This is a genomic window from Devosia equisanguinis, assembly GCF_900631955.1.
Taxonomy (GTDB): Bacteria; Pseudomonadota; Alphaproteobacteria; order Rhizobiales; family Devosiaceae; genus Devosia; species Devosia equisanguinis.
Genome location: NZ_UZWD01000070.1, coordinates 1 through 13,140, shown reverse-complemented (window position 1 = coordinate 13,140; position 13,140 = coordinate 1). Strand labels below are relative to the sequence as shown.

At 58.2% G+C, this 13,140-nt stretch carries 12 protein-coding genes; 9 read left to right on the top strand and 3 right to left on the bottom strand.

Going from position 1 to position 13,140, the window contains the following annotated elements:
* Positions 1-827: 827 nt before the first annotated feature.
* Positions 828-1,259: a helix-turn-helix domain-containing protein gene (locus tag DEVEQU_RS20340; protein WP_386849568.1), complete on the bottom strand. Its 432-nt coding sequence runs from the start codon at positions 1,257-1,259 to the stop codon at positions 828-830.
* 736 nt (positions 1,260-1,995) lie between these two features.
* Between DEVEQU_RS20340 and DEVEQU_RS19360 the strand changes: the two genes are divergently transcribed.
* Entirely contained in the window at positions 1,996-3,486 is a 1,491-nt protein-coding gene (locus tag DEVEQU_RS19360) for a deoxyguanosinetriphosphate triphosphohydrolase family protein (protein WP_126152250.1), read from the top strand.
* A 96-nt stretch (positions 3,487-3,582) separates the two neighbouring features.
* Here the strand turns inward: DEVEQU_RS19360 and uvrB are convergent, their stop codons facing one another.
* Positions 3,583-5,958, bottom strand: coding sequence for an excinuclease ABC subunit UvrB (gene uvrB, locus DEVEQU_RS19355; RefSeq protein ID WP_386849570.1), 2,376 nt, complete (start codon positions 5,956-5,958; stop codon positions 3,583-3,585).
* Positions 5,959-6,323: 365 nt separating this feature from the next.
* On the opposite strand from uvrB, the gene DEVEQU_RS19350 reads away from it, so the two are divergent.
* The 5 genes from DEVEQU_RS19350 to DEVEQU_RS19330 all read left to right on the top strand — a co-directional run bounded on the left by DEVEQU_RS19350 (position 6,324) and on the right by DEVEQU_RS19330 (position 10,712).
* Complete coding sequence (locus tag DEVEQU_RS19350; protein WP_223214296.1) at positions 6,324-7,265, top strand: HNH endonuclease; 942 nt, start codon at positions 6,324-6,326, stop codon at positions 7,263-7,265.
* A 424-nt stretch (positions 7,266-7,689) separates the two neighbouring features.
* The gene (locus tag DEVEQU_RS19345; protein ID WP_126152249.1) at positions 7,690-8,127 is read left to right on the top strand and encodes an FKBP-type peptidyl-prolyl cis-trans isomerase; all 438 of its coding nucleotides are present in this window, start codon (positions 7,690-7,692) and stop codon (positions 8,125-8,127) included.
* Positions 8,128-8,472: 345 nt separating this feature from the next.
* Positions 8,473-9,444, top strand: coding sequence for a DNA cytosine methyltransferase (locus DEVEQU_RS19340; protein WP_211199032.1), 972 nt, complete (start codon positions 8,473-8,475; stop codon positions 9,442-9,444).
* A complete protein-coding gene (locus tag DEVEQU_RS20335; RefSeq protein ID WP_126152248.1) occupies positions 9,441-10,301 on the top strand; it encodes an NgoMIV family type II restriction endonuclease in 861 nt (286 codons plus the stop codon). The genes DEVEQU_RS19340 and DEVEQU_RS20335 overlap by 4 nt, the downstream gene beginning before the upstream one ends.
* Entirely contained in the window at positions 10,302-10,712 is a 411-nt protein-coding gene (locus DEVEQU_RS19330) for a very short patch repair endonuclease (RefSeq protein ID WP_223214295.1), read from the top strand.
* Between the two features lie 125 nt (positions 10,713-10,837).
* Here the strand turns inward: DEVEQU_RS19330 and DEVEQU_RS19325 are convergent, their stop codons facing one another.
* Positions 10,838-11,512 carry a spermidine synthase gene (locus DEVEQU_RS19325; protein WP_126152247.1) on the bottom strand — a complete coding sequence of 225 codons (675 nt, stop codon included), beginning with the start codon at positions 11,510-11,512 and terminating at the stop codon, positions 10,838-10,840.
* A gap of 248 nt (positions 11,513-11,760) precedes the next feature.
* Between DEVEQU_RS19325 and DEVEQU_RS19320 the strand changes: the two genes are divergently transcribed.
* The 3 genes from DEVEQU_RS19320 (at position 11,761) to DEVEQU_RS19310 (ending at position 13,073) form a co-directional block, all read left to right on the top strand.
* Positions 11,761-12,135, top strand: a complete 375-nt coding sequence (locus DEVEQU_RS19320) for a DoxX family protein (protein ID WP_126152246.1) — start codon at positions 11,761-11,763, stop codon at positions 12,133-12,135.
* The gene (locus DEVEQU_RS19315; RefSeq protein WP_126152245.1) at positions 12,132-12,671 is read left to right on the top strand and encodes a GFA family protein; all 540 of its coding nucleotides are present in this window, start codon (positions 12,132-12,134) and stop codon (positions 12,669-12,671) included. Before DEVEQU_RS19320 ends, DEVEQU_RS19315 begins: the two co-directional genes overlap by 4 nt.
* A 93-nt stretch (positions 12,672-12,764) precedes the next feature.
* Entirely contained in the window at positions 12,765-13,073 is a 309-nt protein-coding gene (locus DEVEQU_RS19310; protein ID WP_126152244.1) for a hypothetical protein, read from the top strand.
* Positions 13,074-13,140 lie beyond the last annotated feature (67 nt).

Genomic DNA, 13,140 nt, shown 5'->3' with positions numbered 1-13,140 from the left:
CGTCGGGACCGCGTAACCGGCGGGGATGGGAGGAGAATAAAACAGGGTTTTGGGGGCGGGGATAAGTTGTTGGGGGTGCCAGGACGACGCCCCTTCTTCCCGTGAGGGAGAAGGTGCCCAAAGGGCGGATGAGGGATAGTCAAACCAGCGTGGATTGCCCGGTCAAGTCGGGCAATGACGATGTGGCGATATCGGGTCTCGCCTCATCGTCACCACCCGACTTGATCGGGTGGTCCATCTTTGTCAGGGCACAGCAGTTCACCCCCGCCTAACCTCCTCCCCTCGAACGGCTCCACTGGAGCCGTTCGCCCTTCGGGCCGGATCGGAGCCCTGCAGAAGGGGGGGGGACCCATCGCGTGTGCGGCGCCTTATGCAGGCCCCTCTTCTCCTCCCCCTGTTATAGGGGGAGGCCGGGTGGGGGTGCTTTCCCCTAATACCGCACCCCGCGCCTGGCTACGATCTGCGCGATCCGGTCCGCATCGCTGGCATTGAGACTTCGAGACGTGCCGCAGGCAAATTCGCTCCGGTGGAGCGAATTTAGGTGAGAAGGCCATAAGCGCTATGCGCGAATGGCCGGGGAGCGTTCGAGGATTTCGAGCACCCGCCATTCGGCCATAGGCCTCATGGCCTTCTTGGCTTGAAAGGCTCCACCGGAGCCTTTCATCCGCTACGCGGACCACCTGCGAAGCCCCAGGGCGGGGTGTGGGTGTCATCGTCATCAAGCGGCGGGCCGCCGTTGGAGAGGGGCGCTGATGTCATGCGGGGAGTGTGTGGTTGGACGGGCGGGGTGTCCAATGAAGGGTTTTTATTTGGGGGATTGGGCGGGGTTATGTACTAGCGCCGTTCGTATGTCCTGACTCACGCATCCTTTCGCGTCTTGCCAAGAAATGGACATCTGTCTCCGCAAACTCGCGAAGTTTGGCGACCAGTCCCGAGGGATCAAGTACCGAGTTGCCCCGGAGATCGTGACCGCGCCGGATAAGTCCCTTCGTTTCCAAGTCCTTTACCGACCGCTGAACTGACCGAACGTTCAGACCCATTCTGTTTGCGATGGCTGTCGGGCGTGGGAACGGTGGGCTATCCGCGTACCACCAATGCATTAGAACATTCAGCAGGACGACAAGATCGGTGGACGTAAGGTGCAATTCTCGCTGGCGCCGCAGCAGAAGATCTGGAACTGCCTGAAACCCGCCGAGGGCGACATCGCCCCATTTCGAATAGACGTTCGATTTTATTGAGTATGCATAGTGTTCGCTCATGTCTCATCTCCCTATGGGAAAAGCTTAACGGCACATGAGCGACGTCTCCATATTTTCACGTTTCGACGCGGTTGGAACTAATCTATCGGAGATATCTGATTGGCGCGGCGACACCTATGTCGCCATTTGTGATCCTATGAAGTACGGTCACTGCAACCGCGCCCAAGGCGATCCTTGGCCCGGGGCGGGGGTGTAAGGTGTCGTCGTCATCAAGCGGCGGGCCGCCGTCAGAGAGAAGCGCGGATGTCATGAGCGGAGTGTGGCGCTGGACGGCGTTGCGTCAAACGAAGGATTTTTATTGGGGGGATCGGGTGGGGTGATACGCCTGCGTATATGTCGCGTACTATTCGATCGGCCGCGTCCGAGGCCTGCCGGTTGTATCGTTCAGACTGCGAAGGATTGAACCAAATGACCTCTACAGAGTTTCAATGCCAATGGCACAGAAAAGTAATCCTCTTGGCTCAGAATCGGCCGCAATATAGCTGCTATGCGAGGGTCAAGCTTGTTTGTGAAGTGAGTTTTCGCTACGGCTTGTTCACCACCGAGGAGGGACCGATGGCAAAAGCTCGTTCTACAATTGATCCAACTGGTTTGAGTGGAGCACGAGAAATATCCCAAAGTAGGTTGGCTTCAATTACTAGTGTGAAAGTTGGGGGCGAGAGCGGTCGCTGGCTTGCTTTACCTCGCACTGGAAATGATCCTTCGAATCACGTTGTGATTCGAGGTGTGTCTTCAAATGGCCCGCAAGGGACTATACAAAAAAAGTGACTGGACCCGCCTGACTTCAGAGACACGCAGTGCTCGGCTAACCCCTGAGCACTACCGTGCTGAAGTGCGCCGTGACTACGCTCGGCTTATTCACTCTCCGGCGTTTAGACGACTGCAGGGAAAGACACAGCTCTTTCCTGGCCAAGAAAGTGATTTCTTTCGAAATCGTCTGACACATTCCATGGAAGTGGCGCAGATTGCCAAGTCTATAGCAATCCGCCTAAATGGTTTGGAAGCCGGTCTCACTTCTACTCCGATAGATACGGATCTAGTTGAATTTGCAGGGTTGGCCCACGACATCGGTCACCCGCCGTTCGGACACAACGGAGAGCACGCTCTAGACCAATTGATGCTCGATAATGGCGGCTTTGAGGGGAACGCTCAGACCCTGCGGCTCCTGAGTAGAATTGAAAAGAAGGTCACAGAAGACTTCCCGTTCCACTCAAATGCGCCTGTGGCGCTGGACCTACTGGCGAGAAAAGATTTGCGGCGCGGTCTCAACCTTACCGCTCGCTCCCTTGCTTCGATACTCAAGTATGATGAAATCATTCCTTCTAGCGCTAAAGCGCGAGACGCCGCTGGTACACAGTCAAAAGCGCATAAAGGATATTATGAGCTTGAGGCCGACATTGTATCCTCAATAAAATCAAAAGTGGGCGTTGCAGGCGATCAAAAGTTTAAGACAGTCGAATGTCAGATAATGGATGTGGCTGACGACATAGCATATTCTACGTATGATCTTGAGGACTCGTTCAAGGCTGACTTTTCATCGCCATTAATGATGATTGCGATGAGCGATGATTTCAAACGTCGGCTTTGCAAGAAAGTTTCTAAAAATATCGAGGAAAACTATAAAGATCATCCGCCTTCGGAGCGGCAGTTTGACGTTGAGCACATAAACAATATTTTAGCGGAAATTTTCTCCGGAATACTATCCGAGCGTCCTGATGTTTCCGGTCGTTTTTCGAGGCCCGTCACTTTGGAAGAGGCAGCATTCATATTGTCTTCCTCCACCCATGATGCTTCCAAAGAATTGTGCCGCAATGGGTACATCAGAACAGCATTCACCAGTTACCTGGTGGGGGATGCAATAAGAAGTGTAGAATTTTTCTACGATGCCAATAATCCTGCACTATCGAAGGTGAAGTTGTCGCTGGCTCGATTCAAAGTAGTTGAGACTCTGAAACATTTTTCATTTCAATTGCTAATCGAGTCTCCCCGCCTAAAACTTGCCGAAAAGCGTGGTACCGAAATCATCAATAAAGTTTTCAAGACCTTGAATGATGATCATGCACTCCTCCCCGAGGATTGGCGTGCGTTGTGTAGCAGTAATCAGGATAGTCATTTTCAGCAGCGCACCATATGCGACTACATCGCTGGAATGACTGATCAATACTGTGTGGAGCTGCACTCGCGAATTACTGGAACAAATCCGCCTTCGATGTGGAAACCGCACTAGTCGCAGATCCTAGTGCTCCAACATATCTAGCTTGCTCGGACGCTAGACTTGGTAGCGCGGCCGAGGGTGATGACGATCCGGGGCGGGAGCCAGCGACTAGCTGACTTCTCCCTCCAGCGTATCCAACTCCATCTCCCGCAGCCGCTTGACCTCATCACGCAGTCTCGCAGCCTTCTCGAACTCAAGATTCGTGGCCGCCTCCCGCATTTCGCGTTCCAGGTCCTTGATGACGGTGGCGAGGTTGTCGCCGGTGACGGTCTTCTCTTTTCCGTCCTTGCCCTTGCCGATGGAAATCGTGACGTGGTCGCGTTCGGCGGTGCTGTCGATGATGTCGTTGATGCGGGCTTTGACCGATTGGGGGGTGATGCCGTTGGCTTCGTTATAGGCGATCTGTTTTTCGCGGCGGCGGTTGGTTTCGGCCAAGGCGCGTTCCATCGAGCCGGTTTCCTTGTCGGCATAGAGGATTACCTTGCCGTCGACATTGCGCGCGGCGCGGCCGATGGTCTGGATGAGGGAGGTTTCGGAGCGCAAAAAACCTTCCTTGTCGGCGTCGAGAATGGCGACGAGGCCGCATTCGGGGATGTCGAGGCCTTCGCGGAGCAGGTTGATGCCGACAAGCACGTCGAAGGCGCCGAGGCGGAGATCGCGGATGATCTCGATGCGCTCGATGGTGTCGACGTCCGAGTGCATGTAGCGCACGCGAATGCCCTGTTCGTGCATATATTCGGTGAGGTCCTCGGCCATTTTCTTGGTGAGGACGGTGCAGAGGGTGCGGTAGCCCGCCTTGATGGTCTGGCGGATTTCGTCGATGACGTCATCGACCTGATGGGTGGCCGGGCGGATCTCGACCGGGGGATCGATGAGGCCGGTGGGGCGGATGACCTGTTCGGCGAAGACGCCGCCGGTCTGCTCCATTTCCCAGGAGCCGGGCGTGGCCGAGACATAGACCGATTGCGGGCGCATGGCGTTCCACTCCTCGAAGCGGAGGGGGCGATTGTCCATGCAGGAGGGGAGGCGGAAGCCGTATTCGGCCAGGGTCGCCTTGCGGCGGAGGTCGCCGCGATACATGGCGCCGAGCTGGCCGATGGTGACGTGGCTTTCGTCGACGAAAACCAGCGCATTGTCGGGGAGATATTCGAACAGGGTCGGGGGCGGCTCGCCGGGTTTGCGGCCGGAAAAGTAGCGGGAATAATTCTCGATGCCGGCGCAGGAGCCGGTGGCTTCCATCATTTCGAGATCGAACAGGGTGCGCTGTTCCAGCCGCTGGGCTTCGAGGAAGCGGCCGGCGCCGTTGAGTTCCTGGAGGCGCGCCGCGAGCTCGGATTTGATCTGCTTGATCGCCTGGTTCATCGTGGTCCGCGGCGTCACGTGGTGGCTGTTCGCATAGACGCGGATGAAGGTCAGGTCGGCGGACTTCTTGCCGGTCAGCGGATCGAATTCAGTGATCGCTTCCACTTCGTTGCCGAAGAGGGTGACGCGCCAGGCGGCGGCTTCATAGTGAGCGGGGAAGATTTCGACGGTGTCGCCGCGCACGCGGAACGTGCCGCGCACGAAGCCGGTATCGCCGCGCTTGTATTGCAGGGCCACGAGCTTGGCGAGCAGCTGGCGCTGGTCGATCTTTTCGCCCTTCTGCACGTCGATGGTCATGGCGGTGTAGTCTTCCACCGAGCCGATACCGTAGATGCAGGAGACCGAGGCGACGATGATGACGTCGTCGCGCTCGAGGATCGCGCGCGTGGCCGAGTGGCGCATGCGGTCGATCTGCTCGTTGATGGTGGATTCCTTCTCGATATAGGTATCGGTGCGCGGGACGTAGGCCTCGGGCTGGTAATAGTCGTAGTAGGAGACGAAATACTCGACCGCGTTGTCGGGGAAGAAGCCCTTGAACTCGGAATAGAGCTGGGCGGCGAGGGTCTTGTTGGGCGCAAGGATCAGGGCAGGGCGCTGGGTGCGGGCGATGACCTGGGCGGCGGTGAAGGTTTTACCCGAACCGGTGACGCCGAGCAGAACCTGGTCGGTCTCGCCGTTTTCGACGCCTTCCACCAGCTCGGCAATGGCGGTGGGCTGGTCGCCGGCGGGCACGTAGTCGGTGGCGAGGCGGAAGGGCTTTGAGGCGCCGCGCTTGACTGGGCGCTCGGGGCGATGCGGCATCCAGGGCGCGGAGCCTTCCACTTCCTTGCGGCCATGGAGAATGATCTGCTCGAGCGCCTTCACCGTGGCGGTGACCCCGACCGTGGTGGCACCGGAAACGTCCTCGCCCTTCTTGGCCTTCTGCTTTTTCACCGAGGCGTCGAGCGCCTCGCGCACCTTGGCCATGGCTTCGGGATCGGTGGCGGCGGCGCGGGCAATGTCGCGGCCGGTGAGCTTCTGTGCCGGCACATGGCCGAACCCGGCCTGCGGCGCCTCGCCGAAACCGTCGAAATCGACGCGATCGACCGAGTTGATCTTGGTCTTGCCGGTCTTTTTCGCCATGCCGGTGGCGGTATCGTTGTTGGACTTGGTGGTGCGGCGCTTTTCGAGCGGCGTTTTCGGCGCTGCGGCTTCCTTCTCGGCGGCCTCGGCCCGATCCAGCGCGCGCTTGTTCTTCATCCGCTCGGCATAAAGCGGCTTGGACGCCGCTATATCCTCGGCCTTTTCGATCTCGGCAAAGAACTCGTCGATGGAAAACTCGGCTTTGCCGGGGCGTGTGGATTTGGGGGCCATGGCGAGGCTTTCACTCAGCAAAGGACAAGGTGGCAGGAGAACCCATAAATGGGTGTTCTGTCATGGAATGTCAGCAGGGGACGGATCACGAAGCTTAGCATGGGGAACCAGAGGTGACAAAGACCGCTCGCCAGATCGACTCCGGCGCTTTAGGCTCGCCGCAACGACGGGGGCAATATGGGTTTTGGGGTTTTGTGCACCGGGCGGACTCGATCTACGAGGACGATCCGGAGGTAAAGTACCAGTTTCCATCTATGTATTTTTCCCGCGCGTCTAAATGCGTAGGGGATTGGGTGATCTACTACGAGCCGACGAAAGTGCGAGGTTCGAAGGGCTATTATGCCATGGCGAAACTGGAGGCGATTATGCCAGATCCAAGCGCTGACGGCATGTTTTTGGCTCTCATGGTGCCTGGCACGTTCTTGGAGTTTTCCAGCCCGGTTCCCTATATTCTCGAAGACGGCATCGCCGAGACCGGGCTGCTGAACGAGATGGGCCGCAACTCTGGGCGGGCTCAAGCGGCGGTGCGCGGTCTGTCCGGCAAAGACTTTGAGCGCATCATCAGCCGCGGATTAGCCGAGCCGAACATTATACTCCCTCGTATTGGTGAGGCTGCGCCGCCGCAATTACAAGAGTTCGACGAAGAGCAGGCACCGTTCGAACAGGACCGAGTGCGGGTGGAAACGCTGGTGTCGCACACCTTGCGTGACCGGGTGTTTCGGCGCCTGGTGCTAAAGGCGTATGATGAGCGCTGCGGCATTACCGGTCTGAGACTTATCAATGGCGGAGGGCGTGCCGAGGTCGAGGCAGCGCATATCCGTCCGGTGTGGGCCAATGGGCCCGACCAAGTGCTTAACGGTGTGGCGCTGTCCGGCACTGTGCACTGGATGTTCGATCGCGGCCTCATCACGCTCAGCGATAGTTTGGACATTGTGATCTCCCGGCATGTGAATGATCGGGCGGGTGTCGAAGGCCTCATCAACAGGACAGGGCGCCTGGTTGGGCCGCTGGATGCGAGGAATAGGCCGCATCCCGCTTTCCTCGCATGGCACCGTGAGAACTGTTTCAAGCATTGACCGGATTTTGGGCGGGTCGTCAGCTCGAGACAAAATAGTGCCTTTGTCCGTCGAGCACACCCCAGCGCCCAGGCCACTACTGGTGAGGGTCTCGTGCCAAGCCTGGATGCGCCGGCGGCGGGAAAACACGACTTTGCCGGGGCGTGTGGATTTGGCTGCCAGCACGCGCTCTTTATCATGGAGAGAACGACGACATGGCCCGCAAATGGGGGCTCTGTCACACGATGTCCGCAGAAAAAGGATCACGACTTTCAGCGGTTGCGCCCATGACAGGAAAGGGCGGCCCTGCCAGTAATTTGGCTGCCGGCGGTTTAAATCCGCGCTTTCGTCCCTATATTATTGGCTCGCTGTCGCGTGCGTCGCTGCGCGACCTCACTGGAAAAGGCGTTGAGCAATCCGCCGTACTTCACAGAAGGAAACAGCCATGACCGCAGCCAAAATGGGTGACGTTGTCCGGATCAACTATACGGGTCGTCTGACCGACGGGACGCAGTTCGACAGTTCTGCCGGCCGGGCGCCGCTGGAATTCAGGATCGGGGAACGGCAGGTCATCAAGGGCCTCGAAGCGCAGGTTGCCGGCATGGCGCCCGGCGACAGCCAAACCGTCACCATTCCCTGCGACCAGGCCTATGGCCAGCATCGCCCCGAAGCGGTGCAGACCCTCGACCGGGCCAAGCTGCCCAGCGGCCTCGATGTGCGGGTGGGCACGCAGCTGCAGGCGCGCACCAGCGATGGTGGCATGATGCCGATCACCGTGGTGGGTCTGGACGACACCAGTGTCAAGGTCGACGCCAATCACCCGCTCGCTGGTCAGGACCTGGTGTTCGATGTCGAACTCATCGACATCGTCCAGGCGGCTTAAGCGCAGGATTGTGGGCTGGCCGCCGGAAGGCGGCCGGCTGGTTTGAGGGTGCATGCCGCTTGGAATGGGAGGAGATCTTGTTCGTTGATGGCTGAGTGCAGGCAGCCATGCCATGGCGCTCTTGCCTTCTTCCCCCTCGTGTGAACAGGCTCCAGCATTTAGTGAGGCATATTGGGTATGTCAGCCCTTCGGATATTTGGATCGTTAGCTCACCTCGGGTTTCGAAGTGGCAAGGGTGAAGCGTGGTCTGTGGAAAGACCAAGTTTAGCTTGCGCCAAATTGGGTGTCAGGTGATAGTTAACATAATGTTCTTGTTTTGTATCCGAACGCTATCGAAACGTATTCATGATGCCGCGATTCACATCCCTTGAAGTATGCGCAGGTGCTGGTGGGCAAGCTCGTGGATTGGAGCTTGCCGGGTTCGATCATCAGGGCGTGGTGGAACTTGATTCTGATTGTTGCAAGACATTAAGGCTCAATCGGCCCGGCTGGGTCATTCACGAAGCTGATCTAAACGCTTTTAGTGGCGATAGTTACAAAGGTGTGGACCTTTTCGCTGGGGGCCTACCCTGTCCGCCATTCTCCGTCGCGGGTAAACAACTAGGCCCTGACGATGAGCGCAATCTGTTCCCTGCAGCAATTCGACTGGTTGACCAAATTCGGCCGAAGGCGGTGATGATTGAGAATGTCCGAGGATTTCTGGATGCTGTTTTCGAAGACTATCGCGGGTTCATAAAGGGTGAACTGGGCAAGTTAGGATACGAAACACACTGGCGGCTGCTGAACGCCTCTGACTACGGGGTCCCCCAATTAAGACCAAGAGTTGTAATTGTTGCGCTGAGGCACGATATAAAAGACGGCTTTGAATGGCCAACACCTAACCCATATGATGCGCCAACGGTCGGTAATGTTCTCTACGACTTAATGGCTGAGCGCGGCTGGATCGGCGCGCGCCGGTGGTCAATTAACGCTGATGATATAGGTCCCACGCTAGTTGGTGGCAGCAAGAAACATGGTGGGCCAGACTTGGGACCAACCCGAGCACGAAAGGCATGGGCGGCACTTGGAGTTGATGGTAAATCCATTGCCGACGAAGCACCTGACTGGGACTTTGTAGGTATGCCAAGACTCACAGTTCGCATGGCAGCACGTATCCAAGGATTTAGTGACGACTGGGCCTTCTATGGCAAAAAGACTGCTGCATATCGCCAAATTGGCAATGCATTCCCGCCGCCGGTGGCAAAATCTGTGGCTTCGCAGCTTGTAACGGCCATGAGTCGCAAAGTTGTTTTTCCATCTCGCGCTGTTGTGCAATGAATGTAGGCGTTTCTTTTCTAACAGATGCAAGGGCTGCATTTCACGCTGCCTTGCTCGAAAGCATCCTTTACGCAAATGCTGATGGCGTCCCGACTATAGCGGATGGAAGTTCCAAGACTAGTGTTAGGATAAGCTTAGACCTCCTTCATCGTCTCGGCTCTAAATTGGTTAACGAGCGGCTGGCCGGTCAAATGGCGGGGAGTAAGTTTGAGGTCATTGTTGGAGAATACCTAGAAGCCACTCTCCCAAGGTTATCCCACTTAAGACCTGGTCGATTTATTTTTACTAAGGGAAGTAGCAGGCTGGCTATTGCCGACAGCGATCAGTATCAGCACCTTTCGTCACTATCGGCAGCGATGGAGGCAAGCCCCGAGCTGGCTGTTGCCATCGGTATGGACTATCTTATTAAGCCCGACGTGATGATACTTCGCAAACCAGAGCCGGACGAATTCATTAATTCGGGCGAACAGATAGTGGATGAGACAAGTGCCACGCTGACGAGTATGCGGAGTTCGAACGGGGGGCTCCCGATGCTGCACGCTAGCGTGTCCTGTAAGTGGACCATCCGTTCTGATCGGGCACAAAACGCCAGGTCGGAGGCACTTAATTTAATACGGAATCGAAAGGGCCGTTTGCCACATATAGTAATTGTTACAGGTGAGCCGACGCCCGGAAGACTAGCTTCGCTAGCGTTTGGCACTGGCGATATAGACTGTGTATACCATATTGCGCTGCCTGAACTAAAGGCTGCCGTTGCAGCTGTTGGCTCTGACGACGCCAAAGAGATGTTGGATACAATGATTGAGGGAAGACGGCTACGAGACATTGCCGATCTCCCATTGGACCTTACCGCCTGATTGGACAAGATAGACGCCGTTCGCCGCAGCAAAAACATGTCCGCCATTCGAGCGAAGGACATGAAGCCGGAACTTGCTGTTAGACGCTGGCTGCATATCAGAGGATATCGTTACCGCATACACCGGAAAGATTTGCCCGGTAAGCCGGATATTGTCTTTCCTTCCAGGAAGATTGCGATATTTGTACATGGCTGCTTTTGGCATCAACACCATGCTGTCGGGTGCTCGGATGGACGTAGGCCAAAATCGCGACTGGAGTATTGGGATGCAAAGCTCTCTGGCAACGTAGCCCGGGATCAGAGAAATATAGCCCTACTAGAGGCGAAAGGATGGAAGGTTGTGGTTGTTTGGGAGTGCGAGACGAAGGCTATCCACGATCTTGGCTCTAGGTTGATTAATCTTCTCAAATAAATCAAATCGATGCGTTATTGATCTGTCATAACATGACGGGGCCTTTACATGCCTTCCGGGGAACAGAAAGCGGGGGAGGCAAGTCTCTCTCCGCTTAATGAAGGAGGGGGCCGATAGGCGGCCCACTACTTCCCCGCCTTCGTTGCGAACCAGATCAGGTGTCGTGCACCTTTGCCGTTGCTGCGTTCGCGGACGTGGGCTTCTTCGATTGCCATGCCGGATTGGCGGAGGCGTTTGGTGAAGGGGGCGTCGGGGTAGGCGGACCAGACGGCGAGGTGGCCGCCCGGTGTGAGGGCGGCCTTGGCGTTGGCGAGGCCGGTGGCGCTGTAGAGGCGGTCGTTTTCGGGGCGGAACAGGCCATCGGGGCCATTATCGACATCGAGCAGGATGGCGTCGAATGGTTTTCGGTCGCTGATGGCGGTGCGGACGTCGCCCTCATGGATGGTGACGCGGGGATCGTCGAGGCTGGTGCCGTGGATCGGCGCGAGCGGGCCGCGGGCCCAGGCGATGACGGCGGGAACCAGTTCGGCAATGACGATCTCGGCATCGGGGCCAAAGGCGGCGAGCGCGGCGCGCAGGGTAAAGCCCATGCCCAGCCCGCCGATGAGGATACGCGCCTTGGGCCGGCTGCCGACGCGGGCGGCGGAGAGCATGGCCAGCTGTTCTTCCGAGCCGCTCATGCGGCTGTTCATCAGCCCGATGGTGCCCGACATGATCGAAAACTCGCTGCCGCGTTGCATCAGCGTCAGCTTGCCGCCGCCGGGCATGGTGGTTTCGTCGAGCTTTTGCCAGGGGATCATGAAGGCTCTGCGCGCTGGAGGGGCGGTGGTGGTTCGGCCCATGACTAGGGGCCGGCCATGCATGCGTCAACAGGCGGGCATGGGATGCTCGGCCCAGGCGGCAGCGAGGTGTCAGCACTTTTGCCGCCACGGAGCCAGGCCCGCGCGCGCGAGCACGGATGAAAACTCGACATTTGTTTCGGGGCCGTGTCGAAATGGGGGGCGGGGGATCGTCGCTGGGGTGAAGTGACGCCAGAGGAGTTCGGGCTGTGAAAATTGCGGGTTGGGTTTTGAGTGGGTTGATCGCGCTGTTCATGCTGGGAGCATCGGTGACGCCGAAACTCTTGCAGATGGATGTGGCGCTGGAGCCGCTGGCGGTGGTGGGATGGCCGGCAAAATATCTGGTGTTGATCGGGGTGATCGAGCTGGTTTGCGTGGTGCTATTGCTGATCCCGCGCACGGCGCTATTGGGCGCGGTGCTGTTTACCGGGCTTTTGGGGGCTGCGCTGGCGGCCAATCTGCGGGTGGATAATCCGCTGTTCAGCCATACGCTGTTCAGCCTCTATCTGGGGGGCGCGACCTGGATGGCCCTGTGGCTGCGCGAAAGCCGGGTGCGCGACGTGTTTCCGCTGGTCCGGCCATGAGCGGGGCGGACACACAGGCGCTGCACTGCCGCTGCGGCAAGGTGCATATCGTGGTCAGCGGTGCGCCGATCATCCGTGCCGAATGCCATTGCAACAGCTGCCGCACGGCTGGCGCGCGCATCGAGGCCTTGCCCGGCGCGAAGGCCTTTCGCGAGGACAATGGCGCGACCCGCTTCGTGATGTACCGAAAGGATCGGGTGCGGATCGAGAGCGGACAGGACCTGCTGGTGGCTTATCACCTTGGCGGATCGAGCACGCGACGAGTGGTGGCCAGCTGCTGCAACATGCCGGTTTTTCTCGAGTTCAAGGGCGGCCACTGGCTCAGCCTTTACGGAGCGCTGTGGCCGGCGGGAATGGCACGACCTGATATTGCCACCGTGGTCGGCGATGCGCCGGCGGGCACGGTGCTCGACGACAGCGTACCATCGGGGGGCCTGGCAACAGCGGGATTTTTCGCGCGGCTGTTGGGCGCCTGGGTGGCGATGGGGTTCAAGGTGCCCAAGATTGATCTCGAGGGGCGCGAAGTGCGGCTCTAGCGCGTTTCACGGTCTGGCAGCACCGCGACGACCTCCGCATTTTGTGGGCACGATTTTACCAGTTCTCAGCAGTTTGCGGGTAGAGCTGGTATCATGCAGCAGCCTCCGACCCATAGCGGCGTCAATCTCTCGGAGCTCACATTCCTTGTGGCCGATCCGAGTGATCTCTATCGTGACCTCGGTCGGCGCCTGCTTTACGGCTTCGGTGCCGGCAAGGTGCTGGACGCGGCCGATGCGCCTGCGGCGGCGCGGCTGCTCACTGGCAGAACCGTGGATTTCCTGCTCTGCGCGGCCGACCTGCCGGGCTTCGGCAAGCCAGGCACGCCCAATGGCGGCATTGGCTTTGTCCGCTCGATCCGGCTCAATCCCAGTAAGCGGGTAACCGAGGCCGTTATGGCTTGAAGTTCCAAGGCATCAGTTCGGTAATCTGGTTGTTAGGCCAGCCGCCGGCGATGCGCTGTAGGGTCTG

Excerpts from the sequence above, each read along its gene's own strand:
- DEVEQU_RS20340 (WP_386849568.1), bottom strand. The coding sequence starts at position 1,259 with ATGAGCGAACACTATGCATACTCAATAAAATCGAACGTCTATTCGAAA.
- DEVEQU_RS19360 (WP_126152250.1), top strand. The coding sequence starts at position 1,996 with ATGGCCCGCAAGGGACTATACAAAAAAAGTGACTGGACCCGCCTGACT.
- uvrB (WP_386849570.1), bottom strand. The coding sequence starts at position 5,958 with ATGGCGAAAAAGACCGGCAAGACCAAGATCAACTCGGTCGATCGCGTC.
- DEVEQU_RS19345 (WP_126152249.1), top strand. The coding sequence starts at position 7,690 with ATGACCGCAGCCAAAATGGGTGACGTTGTCCGGATCAACTATACGGGT.
- DEVEQU_RS19340 (WP_211199032.1), top strand. The coding sequence starts at position 8,473 with ATGATGCCGCGATTCACATCCCTTGAAGTATGCGCAGGTGCTGGTGGG.
- DEVEQU_RS20335 (WP_126152248.1), top strand. The coding sequence starts at position 9,441 with ATGAATGTAGGCGTTTCTTTTCTAACAGATGCAAGGGCTGCATTTCAC.
- DEVEQU_RS19325 (WP_126152247.1), bottom strand. The coding sequence starts at position 11,512 with ATGATCCCCTGGCAAAAGCTCGACGAAACCACCATGCCCGGCGGCGGC.
- DEVEQU_RS19315 (WP_126152245.1), top strand. The coding sequence starts at position 12,132 with ATGAGCGGGGCGGACACACAGGCGCTGCACTGCCGCTGCGGCAAGGTG.
- DEVEQU_RS19310 (WP_126152244.1), top strand. The coding sequence starts at position 12,765 with ATGCAGCAGCCTCCGACCCATAGCGGCGTCAATCTCTCGGAGCTCACA.